This is a genomic window from Paenibacillus sp. FSL H7-0323 (assembly GCF_038002725.1).
Lineage (GTDB): Bacteria > Bacillota > Bacilli > Paenibacillales > Paenibacillaceae > Paenibacillus_AQ > Paenibacillus_AQ odorifer.
On sequence record NZ_JBBODB010000001.1, the window covers coordinates 2,034,556 to 2,051,653 of the forward strand.

Here is a 17,098-nt window from a genome sequence, read left to right on the forward strand (position 1 = left end):
TGCTGCCTCCTAATTCATTGATTCTTGTGACGCTTGGGACGCCTCATCCGTAACTCCATGGCCAGTGATCGTTAAAAACACTTCATCAAGCGTCGGTTTCTGCACACTCATCTCTGCGAGTGGAATCCCCGCTTCGCGGAGTGCAATAAGCAAATCAGTGACTAAATCAGCGTTCGCCATCGGTGCAGTAATTTTTCCAGCCTCATTCGGCACAATAGACTGGATATGCAGCACATGTTCCACAATCCGGCGCGCTTGAGCGATATCTTTAAGATTTTGGACTTTTAAGTGCAGCGAGGTAGTGCCCACTGAAGCTTTTAGCTCATCCACGGTGCCTTCTGCAACGACATGGCCATGATCAATAACTGCAATACGATCTGCCAGCTGATCGGCCTCTTCAAGATACTGTGTAGTTAACAGCACTGTTGATCCTGTGTTCACCAACCGACGAATGGTATCCCACATTTGCGAACGTGTCCGTGGGTCCAGACCTGTTGTTGGTTCATCCAAAAAGATAAGCGGGGGCTGGGCAATCAGACTCGCTGCAAGATCCAGACGTCGGCGCATACCGCCAGAGAAATTTCGAAGCGGCCGTTTCGCCGCCTCCGTCAGACCAAACTCTTCTAACAACTCCGCTGCCTTTTGCCGCGCCTCTGCCCGCCCTAACCCTAAAAGACGTGAAAAGATAATTAGATTCTCTGTAGCACTAAGTGACTCATCCACAGAAGCATATTGTCCCGTAACCCCTATCAATTGCCGGACAATCTGCGACTCCTTTACCACATCATGCCCGAAGATTCGCGCCGCCCCCGCATCCGGACGAAGTAACGTAGCCAGCATCCGAATTACCGTCGTCTTTCCTGCCCCATTGGGACCAAGAACGCCGTAAATCGTGCCTGCCTTAACGTTCAGATTTACTCCATCAACTGCGCGATTGTCACCAAACGTTTTGACGAGCCCACGCGCTTCGACGGCCCAATCTCCAGGGTTGGGCTCAATTATTTTTTTGCGTTCATTTACCATTACAATTCCTCCAACGTTTTAGTTTGTATTGTGATGGTAACTCCCTTTTATAAACTGAATTTAAACAACACAAAAAACCGGGGAGCGCGATCTCACGCCACCCGGTTTATCACTTCTCATCTGAGTCAGCCTCAACATATTCTTTAAGCGCAAACAATTTATTAGCCCAGTAACCTTCAAAAAAGGCAAGCCAATCTTGCAGCTCCAGCAAAGGTTCTGGCTGAAGCTTATACCGGGTCTCCCGTCCGACTTTCTGACTGCTAACAAGCTGCGCATCGGACAATACCTGTAAATGCTTATTAACAGCGGTTCGGCTGATCGGGTAGCAATCCGTAATAGATGCTATAGACATTTCCTTATTAGCGAGCAGCTTTAGCAGACTGCGTCGGGTAGGATCTGCTATCGCTTGAAATACATCATGTCCTGCTTCAGCAACCGGCATATTAAGCCTCGATATAAGCAGGAAGTTTTTCTTGGACGATTTTTTCCCAGCCGCTATTCATAAAGCCGCGTACGATTGGATGTGGTTGGCCAAATTCAGTAACTTTTTCAGGGTCCCATCCAGAATGAATCAAGGTAAATTCCGTTTTCCCTTCGATTTCTTTCAGTTCAAAAGCAAGATGCCAATCCTTCCCCCAATTAAAACCAACACGATTCGGAGGATCAACTTCAGTTACTTTACAAGGAGAATCTCCGAATTGTCCAGCATGCAGGATGAATTCATGCCCAACAACAGGCTCAAATGTACTAGGCATCCACCAGGCTGCCATTCCTTCTGCCGTGGCAACAGCTTTCCAAACCTTTTCTATTGGCGCATTTAGTAAAATCGTTTGACGAATTTCTTGTAAGGGTTCTTGAGTTTGCATAATAAATAGCCTCCAGCATTCATTTAATATAACACCTTTTGGGTTCGCTTTTCATTATAACACCTATAGGTGTTATGTCAATTTACAGATTTCCCTAATTCTCCGTTCGTTATTCAACGTCTCAATCCCTCAATAGTATCCTTTAACTGCTATAAAAAAAACCCTCCCTCGTTCATCCCGAAGAAGGGGCCTTCTATTACATCAGCTCTATGGTCAGTTTCTTGGCTTGACAGTTACTGTGATTTTCTCGCTAGATGTCTCGCCTGATGCATTGACTAATACCGCGTAGTATTCATATACACCTGGTGTCTTATCTTTAAGTTTCGTAACTGTCATCTGAGCCGCAGGGGTAGCCGTGCTTAGTGTCTGTGTGTCGACTACTTCTCCATTCTCATACAAACGGTACTCAGTACCATTGGTTCCCCACCACATATTCATCACAACGTCGTAAGTTCCATCCCCACTCCAGTTGTCGTGGGATACTATAGGCTTGCCCGGCGCTGCATCTGTAACAGTAAGGATTAGCGGATCGCAGGCAGTCGAACCGAAGCTGTTGACTAGCTCGCACGTGTACGTGTAGGTTCCATTTGATTTGCCCACAATATCCGTACTCATGGCTTGTGCATTCGGTGAGCTGTCCGTCAGCATCTGGGTACTGATCAGTACATCGTTTTCATAGAGCTTAAACTCGGTACCGTTGTTCCCCCACCAAAGATTCATCGTGACGGCATAGCTGCCATCTCGAAGCCCGGTGTCGTGCCCATTATTGTCAGATAACACTGGCTTTCCAGGGGCTCCACCAGCAAGCGGAGTTGTACTCTGGAGCCATTGTGACCAACGGACTAGAACCTCTGCCTGCTCAGAAGTGAACACCTGATTGCTCTGGAGATTCACTTCACTATTAAAAGCTTCCAGCAAGCTGTGAACTTCTGCGCCAGCATGCTGCTGAGCTTTTTCTTTGGCGTTAGCCAGCTGCTGCTTAAGTGAATTGGTTACGTTTTCTAAATCTGGAGCACCCGTCTCAGCTGCAAAATTTTCGGTTAATGCCGACAAGCTGTCAAATGTCGCATATACACTATACGAATGCTCTGCCAGCCCGACATTGCCCGCCGCATCCTCGGCTTTCGCAGTTACACTATGATTTCCCGCTTCCAGCGTATACGCTTTAACATCTGCGAGCGTTGAATCACATGGCGAATAAGTGATGCCTGATACAGTATCAGCTGCACTACAGGTGATGTTTAATGTCTGCTCTATGGTATAGGAACTCTCTCCTTTAATTACCACCTGTGGTGCGGTCCGATCAATCTTCATCACAGCAGTCTTCTGCGGCTGTTCCACATTACCCTCTCTATCAACGCTCCAATAAACTAACTTATGTGTTCCTTCATTGGACAAAATAACTGAATTCCCGGTTTGCTGCTCGCCATCGTTTACTGTGAAATAGGTTGCCGCAACACCAGAGCCCGCATCTGTAGCTGTGAAGGTTACCAACGTATCCTTGTTGGTCCAACCTTGTGGCGCATCATCCGTTGTCACCGGAGCTGTTGAGTCCGCCCCTTTCACTACGCCATAAAAGCGTAATTCCGCCATGTTTCCAAACCAATTACTACTATTATAGATCCGGATATAACGATAGGCTTCTGCGTTACTAATACTTAAGGTCTGCCAATCCATCGTTTTTCCTGCAGGAGAGGAGATTGTCGTCCAGCTTGTATGATCATTCGAACCCTGAACCACAGTCCCATTGATTCGTGTAAAATAATTATCTTGCCTGGAAAGCACCTCTGCCTTGGACAGTTGGACCCTATTCCCTTCTTTAAAATCAAACGTTATAAATCCTCCATATCCACTACCATTTACCCGAAAATCCGTAATTGTGCCTGCATTTCCATCGAATAATGATCCCGCAACATTCCTGAGATCGGTGGGTGTTCTCCCACTGGAATCACTTAAATTAGTAATCGCAAGCAAATTACTAATCAACTCGGTCTCATCGGGAATGTACAGAGAGGAACCATCTGTAGTTGATGTTTTTTCCGGCCCCTCGATTCCCTCCTTTGACTTGTATTTAATACTAAAGTTCACAGGTCCAGGTTGTGCGTTATTGCCCATGACCGCTTCAGCCGTCCAATTGATCTTATCGACAGTAGCAACGGTTGCGGCTTGATCCTGAATATTGACATTCACTTGGTTAATTGCATCGCTTGCTTTAAAAGACAATTTCACCGTGTCCCCAGGCACAATTCGTTTCTGGATACTTTGGTCAGAGCTAATGGACACCGCATCAAGCTTTGAATTGATTGTAACATCACCATACAAACGTAGTTCAGCCATGTTTCCATACCAGTTGTTTCCATTGGTGATGCGGATATAACGATAGGGTTCTGTGCTGTTAATCGTCAACGTCTGCCATTCCGGCGTATTTCCTGCTACATTAGAGATCGTGATCCACGTCACATTGTCGTTGGAGCCTTGCACCACTGTTCCATTAATTCTGCCCGCATAATTATCTTGCCTTCCGATTACTTCTACCCTAGACAGCAATGCCTGGCCGCCTTCTTTAAAGTCAAAGGTTAGATATGCACCATAACCACTGCCATTTAAACGAAAATCAGTGATGGAACCTAAATGATTATCAAATAAAACTTTTGCTGTTGCCAAAAGATCAGCCGGATTTCTTCCACTGGAATCGATTAGGTTTGCTATCTCAAGCACATTAGCGACAAGTCCCGTCTGATCTGCAATGAATAAAGTAGAACCATCTGTTGTAAAAATAGTCTCTACTGCATCCGCTCCAGCTGCCGTTTTATAATTGATCTTAAATTTCACAATACCTGATGGAACATTTTCATTCACCACAAGCTTAGCTGTCCAGTTGATATTGTCCACAGAACTGACTGCAACAGGTTGACCCTGTATATGGGCCGTGGCATTATGGATCATTTCTGTAGACTTAAAGGATAATTGAATCGTATCCCCTGGTATAATTCGATTTCTTAAGCTTTGATCCGAGTGAATGGACACGGACTCTAATTGATTTACTGTCTCATACCGCTGGCCAAAGATTCTAAATTCAGCAATTTCCAGCATAGTACTCGAAGGCTTTATCATTTCCATTTTCAAAAATCGGAATTTTTCATGCTCCAGGCCTGCTTGAACCTCAAGTCTCTGCATCTCTTCAGTAACTGTTGTCAAGCCGGGGGTTAAGCGGGTCCAATTTTCTTTGTCATTCGATCCGAACATTGCAACGCCGCCAATTCTCTCCGGAAAACTAGCTCTTACCTGAAGCTCAAAGCTTTCTGCTGATATTTGAAAATCCGGTCCTAAATCCATGTAATGCGCCCGATCCTGCGCTGTATAATACCCCACAAAACTATCATTTGTGTTGTCCAGCAGGTTCGGGACAGCGTTACCAAAGGTTGAGCTAACAAACATATTCGTAAAATTAACACTTCCATCTTTCATTAATGGCGTCAATTCTTTAAGACTTTGCACTGCGAGATTCAGGTCAAATAACTTCTGATAGAAGACCTCGTCAGTGGCAGTAGTGATTACATCCATTACCTCAGCGTGCACTTGCTTATAGTGAGCTAACGTTGCCGAAATGTAAGGCACATCAACATGATAAGGAGAAATGACGGCGTTGACGGCAGATTGCCGATCATTCGCTACTACAACACTAACATCCTTGGCTGTAACCGAAGTTCCATCTGCGGCACTCACTACAAAGGAGTAGGTTCCCGCATGTGCTCCAGACCAAGAGAAAACACCTGAAGTCTCATTGAACACTGCACCCTCAGGTAACTGATCCGCTTGATAGATAACAACATCCGTTGCACCTGCGTCTGTCGCAGAGAAATCAAATTGAATTGCAGCTGTAGATCCCTCATAGGTAAATAAAGATACTGGTTCCTTTCCTGATGTAAATACTGGAGGGGTAAGCTGTGCCCCAGCTTTTAAATTAATATGGTCAATATCGACTGTTGTTCCATTTCCTTTTACATTAAAATAGACAAGATCGCTGAAGCCTTGGAACTCATTGAACTCATACTGAATATACCTCCATTGCCCCTTTGTATCAGGCAGCGTAACGGTATCGCCAAACACCTCCATGGTTGCTATGCCATTAGTCCGAATCTTAAAAGCAATGATTCGTTCGCCACTGCTTGCACCCACAAAAGCAATTTTACTGCCCTCATCTGTTGCGGTAATTTCAACGTAAGTAGTGTCTCCTTCTTGTTTTGTGGTGGAGTGACCATCAAGCTTCGTGTACCGGTCTTCTAGTTCTCTCAAATCTGGATTCGTTATCACCTTCGGCAAATTGAGCGTACCCTCGCCCTCTGCTTCTTTAGGAATGTACAGCCAATAATCCCCGCCTCCATCCGGAGACTCCCAATAGAAAGGCAATCGCTTAGCAAACATCTCGCTAAAATAAGGAGCTTCAACCTCCATATTTATTCCAGCTGTATATTTATAATAATAATAAAGGTCATAGACATTACCGCCAATTCTCCCCCTGTAACCGCCAGCCAAGTGTTTATAGATAATCGTTGGATTTAAATTTACATCTGTATGTGCCGCCACTGGAATCCAGGGTGTATCATGGCCAATCATATACTGAGCAAAGTAGTCGGCAGCTTTTAAAATCCGTTGATCTAGAAATTCATACGGACCCACCGCATTTGGCGCACTAGAAACAGTCCCCTCTACCGGATCTACCTTTGTTTCCTGAGCCAATAATAAACGTGATAAAATCTCTACATTCGTTATATCCCCAGCGCCATGCGCCTGATCTCTGCCCATTTCAACATGCTGAACTACGGGTGGATTAACTTTTTCCCCTGTTACAATATTTGTATCAACCCATCTGAATAAAGCTTTTATCGCGCCATTTTGCCCCTGATCGACAGCGGTTTTATTGACGGTAAACCATTCAACTCCCTCATTGTACCTCTCTGTATTTCCTGTAAAAATATAACCTGACATAGCTCCAAGCAGCGGATAAAGATGCTGGTTCATAAAACGATCATTTGTGTGTTGGAACGTTTCAATAACCGGATTAATAAGATTATTCGTAAAATCAGCGACATCTTTTTCCGTCCATTTCAGCTCTTCAGTTTGAGCACTTGTGTACCTTAAGATTTCCGCCGCAGTAACCATTCGATTAAGTGGAATTCCTGTATGAATATGTGCATCATTAAAATACACGTATTTCTCAGGGTCCATCTGTGACCAAATCCGGATAATATGCATGGCATTGGCTCTGTAAACCTCATCACCCGATATTACATACAATAGAGCTTGTGTATAAGCCTTCAAACCATCCGCTATAAATCTTGAATTAAAGCCCTGGCTATTAAAAGCATCGCTCGCTGGTTTCAACGGATCCGCACCACTTTGATTGTTGGAAGTGACCGTCCTTGAAGCTGCCGGAGAGAGAAGCATCTGATTATAGTAAGTGATCCAGGGTTCTTTTTGCGCCCGTACCTGTGTCCTAATATTCTCAAGAATATCCTTGGTCAGGCCAACACCCGGATGTTTGAATCCGCTTTCATCTATAACCTCATTAATGGTAGGTTGGTAATCCGTAATTATCGACAGCTCTGTCGATTCTACTGCGGCTCCTTCTGCCGATAAAGGCACTAGCGTTATCAACAAACTTAAGGAAACTGTGATCCTAACAATACGTTTAAGCGATTTTCCAAAGAGTAGCTCTTTAAATGAATTCATTGTTCTCCTCCATTCATTTACAGACTCTGATTTAATGCAAATAAATACCGCTGGCAAATTCATTCACTACAAAATGTTTGTTATTCAGGTCGACAATAACCTCTCCATTAATCTGAAGATTATAAAAATAAATATCCTTCACACCTCTTTCCTCGTCATAGCCGAATATACGGGAAGGATTGATATTCTTCCCATTGTAAGTGATATCGCTAAACTCTATATTTTCGATACATCGTCCTGGCACCGGATTATAGGTTTTATTCCACACCACGCGGACATCAAACAGCTGCCCCAGTTCAAAATCCTCCACCCGGATATTTTTGAAAGTAACCTTACGAACGGTATTGTTGTCCCCTGCACAGATTGCCATAACCCCCCAATAATTTTCCTGCGGCTCGTGATGCTCAAGCACATCGATATTTTCAAACCAAATATTTTCTATAATATCGCCATTATGTTGGTGATCACCATGAATACCGACATGCATGGCATGAGCAACGTCCGCCCAGAGTATGGAATCTTTAACCGTGATATGGCGTGAGTCTCCATAATACTCTCCACGGCTGCCGTAAATGGCAATGCAATCATCAGAAGTTCTCAAGAACACATCTTTAATATCCACATTTGAGCTAGCCATCATATCAATTCCATCACACCAGCCGCGTGTACTGAAAGCTTTGAAGTTATGAATGCGGATATGCTTAGACGCTCCGATATATATACTGTAATGCGGAGGATCAAGCGTGATGATCCCTTCGATCTCAATCTGTTCAGAATGCTGGATTTGAACGCCTCTTAAATAAGTGGTTTTCTCCATATCCGCTAAATACAGAACACCTCTGCCGCGAACAACAACATTCTCAGCATGGTCAATCATTATGGATCCGCAAAGGATCGCGCCTCCGGCAATATAAACTGTGGTCCCAGAAGGGATATGCAGCATTGGATTCTCGAATTGATGAAGCCCGGGCATAAAATATATCGTCTGACGCTCCCCATTAGCCCTTTCTGACAAATGCTGAACTTGTTCTGCGATAGCCGCAAATTGATGTATTCCTGGTTGGACAAGCACTACATTATCATCGTCAAGTTTAGGTGGGGCTGTCTCCAAGGGGTTGGCAAAAAGATGCAAGTTACTAAAACGTTCTCCATTGATTTCAATGGAAAGCTTACACGGGTGCTCCAATGTGAACAAAAGGGTATTCTCTTCGATTTGAATGGGGATATGGGTTGCCAAAGGGCGAATAACCGCTTGTTCAATCTGCCGGTTATTACAACGAACAGAGACCTCCACCGTGCCTTCCATATCAAAATAAACCATCGATGTCGATCGAACCTGATGCATATCCACCTTTGCTTCAAAAACAAACAGTGCTTGCCATACCCCACCAGGCTCTCGTACACTCACTGTAAAATCGTCTTTCCCAAGGGCTTCATTCGGCTGCTCATAAATAATTAATTCGCTCATTTCTACCTCCGTTATCTTAGAATCAACTCACTTAAGGGTTTAATAAATAGGCTGGAGCAAGCTTTTGCTCCAGCCTATCATCCAGTACTAATCAGCGAACCCTGCTATTTACGATCTGCCAGCACTTTATTTACCTCATCCGTTACTTCCTGACCTCCGGCCTTTAGCCAGCTATCCTTGAAATTATCAAAATCTTTACCCGTGTTCGCTTCTCCTGTAACTGCTTTGATAACAAACGTATCTTGCAACGTCTTCAGATTGCCCCAATACTTGGGTTTGCTTGTTAATACCGCTGGTCCCAGTACATCTAGCAATGGTGTAACACCTGGAGTGATCTTGTCTCTCAAATCTAGCAATTCTTGTTTTACCGTATGTTTTTCCATTGAAGTGTCTGTGGAGCTAAGTGGATTATAGAAATTACCTGCTCCCATCTTCGGAGCACTAACCTCTTCATCCGCTTTTGGAATGGCAAGGTCCCCTTCCATATCATAGCTCACACCCAATTGACCGAAACCTGTCAGCAGAAAACCTTCGGAATCCGTAGACACATATTCGAGAATTTCCATAATCTTATGACGTTTCTTCTCATCCTTTTCGAGTTGAACACCGAACAATACCGGTGCTTGTCTTGCACCATACGCGAAAGAATAAGCAACGCCATCTGGGGCTGTAAACGGCTTGCCAGGCACGAATATTTGACCTTTCTCTAGACCAGGTTTTGCGACAAACCCAGATTCTTTATAAAAATTTCCCCACTTCCCGTTATCAACCATACCCACTTTTTGATCAGCAAATTTAATATTGATTTCGTTATTATCACTAGTTATGAATTCAGGATCAATCAGACCTGCTTTGTACCATTTGCTCAATAACGCCAATGCTGATCGCGTCTCTTCTGTAATGCCTCCATAAACTACGTTCCCGGAAGCATCCTTCTTGAACTGATAAGGGGAAACAGCAAATGCTGAGAATACACTTGTGAACAATTGCTCTGGAAGCTTGCCGCGGCCGATTAAGCCGTAAGTATCCTTCTTCCCATTTTTGTCCGGATCTTCATTAACAAATTTGGTGAGTACATCCTCAAGCTCTTCCAGGGTCTTTGGAGGTTCTGAGTAGCCAATATTTTTCAGCCAGGCTTCATTATAGCCCGGAATAAATCCATCAAGACCACCTGGCCAAATTTTCGGGATCCCCCAGTTTTTTTCGTTGTATAAGCCTACGCCCCATGCCCCGGAATCAACCGAATCCAATGCTGCTGCATATTTCGGCATCAGGGATTCAATTTCAGCCTTATCAATCGTCGCAATAATCCCTTGATCTGCCCATTGCACCATATCCGTTTCGTTTGCATCGACCGGGAAGATATCAGGAATATCTCCAGAAGCTAGAAGCACTGAAAATTGTTCTTTCCAAGTTCCACGTTCCAATTTAATATTTTTGATTTTTACATTAAATTTCTTCTCGAGCTCGGTTTGCACATAGTTACCGTCTTCTTCTGGCGTATTAAAGTTGTTCGCCCAAATAATTTCAATCGGAGCTTCAGCTGCTGATGCCCCCCCTTGACCTTGATTCGTCGCCTTCGCTTCGTTAGTGCTATTATTCGCCGCATTCCCGCCGCAACCACTCATGACAAGTGAAGCCGATAGGGCTATCGCAGCAATTTCCAACCATTTCTTGGATGTATGCCTCATATTCTTTTATTTCCTCCCTTTTTTTGTTCATCTATATATTTAGACAGCCCGCGGATATAGCGGACTGTTTAAACCGTTCTAAGCCTTCTAACCCTTAAGTGATCCAACCATAATTCCTTTGACGAAGAAACGTTGCAGGAATGGATAGATCATTAATATAGGCAGCGCTGTAAACATAATAATAGCCGCTTTGACCATTTCAGGAGCCTGCTCATTGGTAGGAAGTGGTAACATCGGATCTCCTTCGGCTGAAATAACAAGCCGTCTTAAGAAAAGCTGCAGTACAATCTTTGATTGATCCTGCATATACAACATTGCATCAAACCAAGCGTTCCAGTGCCCTACTGCAGTCCATAGGGCTAATGTTGCTAGAACAGGCTTCGACAGCGGAATAACAATCGTAAATAAGATCCGCATATCATTAGCCCCATCTATTTTAGCTGAATCCTCCAGTTCCTCCGGTATACCCATAAAGAAATTTCGCAGGAGCAGAAGATTAAACGTGCTGAGCAGGCCGGGGACAATATAAACCCATAACGAATTTATAAGTCCCAGACTTTTGATTAGCAGATAGGTAGGGATAAGCCCGCCGCCAAAAAACATCGTTACGACAATGAACATTGTATAAAATCCCCGGTGCGGCAAATATTTACGAGATAGCGGATATGCTCCCAGTGACAGAAACACGAGTGTCAGAACTGTTCCTACAACTGTGCGGAAAACCGTATTCCCCATCGTTTGCCAGACCGTATCTGTTGTCAGTACACGCTTCCAAGCAAAGAAGGAAACTTCTTTGGGATAGAAATGAATTCCCGGCCGTAGTGCTTCCGCAGGGGTGCTAAACGATATAGAGAGCACATGCAAGAAGGGATAAATCATCGTAATACAAAGAATGATTACAAATAGGATTAGAAAGACTTGGAATACTTTTTCACCAGTGGATAGCTTCAATTGTAGTTACTCCTTCCTTACATTCATTCATTAATAAAGACCTTCCTGCCCCATTTTTTTCGTTATGAAGTTAGCAAATAACACCAGGATAAGACCCACCACATTTTTAAATAATCCAACAGCCGTCGTTAGACTGAACTGAAAGTTTTGCAGACCTATCCGGTACACATAAGTATCTAACGTATCCGCCACCCCATATACAGCTGGTGAATAAAGTGTTAAGACTTGATCGAAGCCAGCATCCAGCACACTCCCTACCCGAAGAATAAGCAGAATAGCAATCACCGGCAGGATCGAAGGAATGGTGATAAATAACGTTTGTTTCCAGCGATTGGCTCCGTCCAGAACTGCAGCTTCGTACATTTGGGAATCGATGCTTGCTAATGCTGCTAAGTATATAATCGTTCCCCAGCCGATTTCCTTCCATATTCCTGACATAACGAGCGTAAAGCGGAAATATTTCTCGCTGCCTAAAAAGTAAATGGGATCAAAGCCGAGCCACTGAATAATATAATTGACCACACCGGAATTCGGAGATAACAAAGCGATCAATATCCCCCCAATAACGATCCAGGATAAGAAATGGGGTAAATAGGATATCGTCTGTGCAACCTTCTTGAAGAAGGAAAACCTAAGTTCGTTAAATAACAGAGCCAATATGATCGGTGCAGGAAAACCAAAAATGATATGGTAAAAACTGATAATAAGTGTGTTCTTAATGATTTTCAAAAAGTCGGGTGAAGCTGTGAACAAATATTCGAAATGCTTTAAGCCGACCCAAGGACTTCCCCAAATTCCATCACGAATAAAATAATCTTTAAAAGCCAGTTGAATGCCATACATCGGGCCATAAGCAAATACGGTATACCAGATGATCACGGGAGCTAGTAATAAGAATAAATATTTGTTTTTTTTGTATTGGCGCCAAGTATGTGTCCACCTCGAGACTTTCGGCTTAAGATTCTCTCCCTGTTTTTGAATGCCAGCAGTGCTTGCCGGGTTCATAGTTGTTTTCTCCTTCCGAATACGATTTTGCGTTAAGACTGTGTCTGAACACCCCTTACGTTAGGGCATTGTAAGCGCTTTTTCTATTGTAAATTCATTAAAATCAGTAAATTATCTTCGTATTGGGGCTATAATTTTTCGAACAAAAGAAAAGACAATCGCGAGACGATTGCCTTTTCCACATGGATTGGAGAATTATGCACTTGAATGGTTCGAATGGTTTGCATTGCCTGCGTTCCTATACTGGACCGGTGTAACTCCGTAACGTGTTTTGAATTTGTTGTGAAAATATTGCGGGTTACGATAACCCACCTGAGCAGAAATCTCAGCCACCGACAGCTGCTTTTTTTCTCTTAATAAATCAGCCGCCTTCTCCAACCGCACTCGGGTTACATATTCAGTGAACGATTCATTCATAACGGTTCCGAACAAGGTAGAAATATACGATGGCGCCAACGAAGCAACCTCAGATAATTTATTTAGCGATAAATCCTCTTGAATATTATCATCGATAAAGATTTTTAATTTATGAATGATCTCTGTATGTGCGTGATTTCCTGACTCTTGAATATAAGCTGTAATTTGTGCCGATAAATCACGAATGGAATCAAGGGTTTCGGCCAATGTCTCCTTTTTGAACTCATCGAACAGACTGGAAGGCGAAACGATTTGTTGCAGATCAAGCTCAATAATGGTCTGATACAGGACCGTAACCAACTGAAGCAGGCCTAACTCAACCGTCTCCAATTGGACATCACCTTTCTCCATGACCCTTTGGAAATCGTCCATAAACCTGTTCATCGTAACGTCATTGCCCGCCTTTAAGGCATTTTTATAAAGATCAAAAGAGAATAAGTGTGGCGTAACATCGTTAAGCGGGATATGTGAATACCGCGCAATAGCTTCCGAACCATAGATAAACCGATATCGATAGGCATGTAAGGCATTTTGATACGAAAAGGGGATTTCTTCAGGTGCCTGAACCTTCGATCCAAGCGCTGCTCCAAAGTGTAGTTGCTCAGGCAACACATTTTTTATAAGCTCCAGTTCCTTCAATAATAAAAGCTCCAGCTCTTCGTGATCCTTATTCAACTCACTGAAATAGATAAGCGCCGCTTCCTGGGTATTTAAGCTGATAAATTTATAAAAGCTATAGGCAGCATGCTGTTCATAAAAAGCCCTGAATTCCTCGCAATCTCCCTTAGTTATACGAATATAGCTAGTCATGTAATGACATTGCAAAGGTAAATAATCGTAGTAATCCGAGCCAACGCCTGCACCTAATACCAGATTTTTTAGATCATTCACTTTAGCTTTAGATTCTAAGGTTTCGATTTTTTGACCTAGCTTTGAGATTGTACTACCAATAATAGCGAATTCATTTTGCGAATAGTTTACGGTGCCTGGATGATAAAAGCTGCGAACATTGTTAACAAGCTTCTTCATCGGAACATATACACGTTTGGAAATCAAATAAGCGAATAGAAGCCCAATTAACAATACCAGGATACAGCTGACAAATATTTGGCTCTTCAGCTGCTTTGATGAGGATACAAATGAATTCATAGGCCGTATTAATACGTATTTCCATTGATTATTCGAGGTTTGGTCATTTTTAAAAGACAACACATATTTGTCGCGTTTATTATAATGAATTTCCTTATTATTCCTTGCTGACTCCATCCATTGCTTAGCAGTCTTAAGCCCCTCTTCGACGTTCGAGCCCGTATGGATAATAGGGCTGCCCTTTTCATCAAAAGCATATAGCTTTTCCATCGGCGAGCTCATCGTGCTGGAAATCATTTTATTGATGTATTCTAAGCTAACGTCAATGTACATGGTGCCTGTTGATGTTTTTGATAAAGCACCATAGGGAAGGGCGATTGCGTAAGTCAACACCTCTTCTTCATCCGATAACGTTCTATATGTCCAGCGGTTTAAGGCTGGTGTCACTGAAGTTTTCAAGAAGGAAGCATCTGGAGAATTGTCCAGCTTCGAATAAAATTGGCTGTTATCGATGATATAATTTCCTTTCTCGAAGTATGTAGATATTTTGTAAACGCCTTCATTAGTAAGCTTGAAAATTTCGAGATCCTTGCGAAAAGCTAATATTCTGCTCGTATTCCCTTCCCATTCACTATCCAGTAAATAATTCAGCATAGATTGATTTTCTAACGACAAGGTAGACACTGCTCGGTTGCGGATACTGTTTTCGTATTTTTGCAGCAGCGTATTCTCCACAAAATCACTTGAAGTCATCAGTCGTTGCTTACTGTCTCTGGCAATCTCATCCACCATTAAGCGATTAGCCTGAACATACAGATAACTGCCCACAAGTCCGATTAAAACAACGGCTAATAATGTGAATGAAAAAATCAGATGGGTAAACCATGTGCCTCCATTTCTTACTCTGCCGCCGATCTTCATCACAAGCCCCCCTTTAGTTCATAACCCTATCTCTGTAACTTTCTAAATTGAAAGCATTTATAATTAAAGATACTAAAATACACCAACTTTAGCTATTATAAAATCTTCTGTTTAAAGATAACGCATCTTATAAAACCGAAAAAAAACAGGCTTCCCCGAAATTATTCGCTGGAAACCTGTTTATTAACCTATACAAAACATCTATCGCGACAAAGAAAGTAACTTCAATGCCCCCGCTCCCTTTTTGAATATGCCTTCACCCATGCAATCCATTCTAACCTGTGCGTATACATAAGGATCACAAAGCTCCCAAACCATACCCACAGGATAAGAGCAGACCACTTACTGATGCACAAATAAACACAAAGGAGCAGCATTCCGCTAACCACTTGCACACCATCCGAGACAGGTGAATTTCCTCTGCTTTTGTATCCGCTGCCGAGCACTTTCAACACTGCCAGGATAACTGCTAACGCTAAAGAGGCCTTGAATCCTGTCAACGCGCTCCATACCCCAAAGGTTACGGCAATCGCCTTCCCTCCTTTTCCTTTAAGAAATGGAGAGAAGGCATGACCGGCAATAGGAGCTAAGGCTAGCGGAATAATGAAATAACCCTGACTATAATGACTTTCCATTACCCATAAAAGAGGCAGATATCCTTTTAAAAAATCCAACAACACCCCAAAAATTCCGAATTTATAGCCAGATGACTTCCATAGATTCAAAGCCCCCGGATTACCGTCGCCAATGTCTTTCAAGTTCTTTTTACGCGCAAGACCAAGCCAATAGGAAAACATAAGAGATCCCGACAAAAATAAACCCGCGACCCACAATATGATCATTAGTCCCTAGGGCCTCCCACCTGGATCTGCCTTCCTTTCCAGCTTACATGCCTCAGAAAAACGACCTGATATATCGAATAAAGCATAATCAAGATAAAGAATAGAGTTGCCACCACGTGAAATACAGGAATAACGATGCCAAATACACCTACATATTTTATAAAATAAAAGAGTTGGAACATATAAAGGAGATAACCGATCAATAAAGGCATAAACCAGGTAGTATTCGCAAAAATAAACACAGTTTCTGAGATGATGAGTCCGATCACCCAAAGCGCGATTGGAATAATTGTCCGCGGACTTAACGTTGAGGTGCTTAAGACAGCCCCTTTACTGAAGCCTTCAATCTCACTTTTTATCCCCTTCGGATACATACGAAAAGATACTAAGCCATAACCGATAAAATTTCTAATGGGAACACCTGCAGCGATAAACTTCTCTCCTAAAGACAAATCATCCAGCACTTCAGATCTAATACTTTGATGGCCATTAACTTTTTCATAATCCTGCCTTAAAGCTAAAATACACGAACCGTATAATCCTTTTTTAGCGTTATTCTTTTCAAAAACAGAGGTGAATGTGAAGATCCCCAGCATATTCATGATTAAGGCAAGTTTCTCAAACAGCTTTTCTGTATGATGAAAAGGAACTACCGAAATGACACCTTTCGATAGCTCCCTTGCTTTTAATAATGAGGCCAGAGCGTTAGGCTTTAACCGGATATCTGCATCCAAGAAAGCAAAAATATCGCCCGAGGCTTGTAAATATCCATTCCAGACTGCCCAGCTCTTGCCCGTCCATCCCTCAGGGAGACTGCTGTTGGCAATAACCTTAACTCCATAGCTTTCGGCAATTCCCTTGGTCCGATCCTCCGAGAAATCATCCACAACAATAATTTCATAGGGGGTAATGGTTTGGAGCTGGAGTGAGTCGAGCAGAAAACGCAAATTGTATTCTTCATTTCTTGCTGGGATGATGATGGACAATTTCTCCGGTCCTTGAAAATGTTCGGGATCGGCGGCCAATATATTCTTTCTAAACAATATAAAACCGGAGAGACATCCAACACCTATAATAATTAACAACCACATT

General features: G+C 43.0%; 11 protein-coding genes. All 11 read right to left on the reverse strand.

What is annotated here, in order from left to right:
* Positions 1-9: 9 nt before the first annotated feature.
* The 11 genes from MHH89_RS09235 to MHH89_RS09285 all read right to left on the reverse strand — a co-directional run bounded on the left by MHH89_RS09235 (position 10) and on the right by MHH89_RS09285 (position 17,097).
* Positions 10-1,023 carry an ATP-binding cassette domain-containing protein gene (locus MHH89_RS09235; RefSeq protein WP_341086906.1) on the reverse strand — a complete coding sequence of 338 codons (1,014 nt, stop codon included), beginning with the start codon at positions 1,021-1,023 and terminating at the stop codon, positions 10-12.
* Between the two features lie 109 nt (positions 1,024-1,132).
* Positions 1,133-1,465: an ArsR/SmtB family transcription factor gene (locus MHH89_RS09240; RefSeq protein ID WP_038571799.1), complete on the reverse strand. Its 333-nt coding sequence runs from the start codon at positions 1,463-1,465 to the stop codon at positions 1,133-1,135.
* A gap of 1 nt (position 1,466) precedes the next feature.
* Entirely contained in the window at positions 1,467-1,889 is a 423-nt protein-coding gene (locus tag MHH89_RS09245) for an SRPBCC family protein (RefSeq protein WP_076129854.1), read from the reverse strand.
* 213 nt (positions 1,890-2,102) lie between these two features.
* Complete coding sequence (locus MHH89_RS09250) at positions 2,103-7,622, reverse strand: discoidin domain-containing protein (protein WP_341086908.1); 5,520 nt, start codon at positions 7,620-7,622, stop codon at positions 2,103-2,105.
* 31 nt (positions 7,623-7,653) lie between these two features.
* A complete protein-coding gene (locus tag MHH89_RS09255; RefSeq protein ID WP_341086910.1) occupies positions 7,654-9,090 on the reverse strand; it encodes a glycosyl hydrolase family 28 protein in 1,437 nt (478 codons plus the stop codon).
* Between the two features lie 104 nt (positions 9,091-9,194).
* Complete coding sequence (locus MHH89_RS09260; RefSeq protein ID WP_076277781.1) at positions 9,195-10,781, reverse strand: extracellular solute-binding protein; 1,587 nt, start codon at positions 10,779-10,781, stop codon at positions 9,195-9,197.
* Positions 10,782-10,868: 87 nt separating this feature from the next.
* The gene (locus MHH89_RS09265) at positions 10,869-11,732 is read right to left on the reverse strand and encodes a carbohydrate ABC transporter permease (protein ID WP_076129850.1); all 864 of its coding nucleotides are present in this window, start codon (positions 11,730-11,732) and stop codon (positions 10,869-10,871) included.
* A gap of 30 nt (positions 11,733-11,762) precedes the next feature.
* Positions 11,763-12,737 (reverse strand): ABC transporter permease, encoded by a 975-nt coding sequence (locus MHH89_RS09270; protein ID WP_076217808.1) that lies wholly within the window; start codon positions 12,735-12,737, stop codon positions 11,763-11,765.
* A 195-nt stretch (positions 12,738-12,932) separates the two neighbouring features.
* Positions 12,933-15,164, reverse strand: coding sequence for an AraC family transcriptional regulator (locus tag MHH89_RS09275; protein WP_341086912.1), 2,232 nt, complete (start codon positions 15,162-15,164; stop codon positions 12,933-12,935).
* A 224-nt stretch (positions 15,165-15,388) separates the two neighbouring features.
* A complete protein-coding gene (locus tag MHH89_RS09280; protein WP_076280112.1) occupies positions 15,389-16,006 on the reverse strand; it encodes a glycerol-3-phosphate acyltransferase in 618 nt (205 codons plus the stop codon).
* Positions 16,006-17,097 carry a glycosyltransferase gene (locus MHH89_RS09285; protein WP_341086914.1) on the reverse strand — a complete coding sequence of 364 codons (1,092 nt, stop codon included), beginning with the start codon at positions 17,095-17,097 and terminating at the stop codon, positions 16,006-16,008. Before MHH89_RS09285 ends, MHH89_RS09280 begins: the two co-directional genes overlap by 1 nt.
* Position 17,098: the final 1 nt, after the last annotated feature.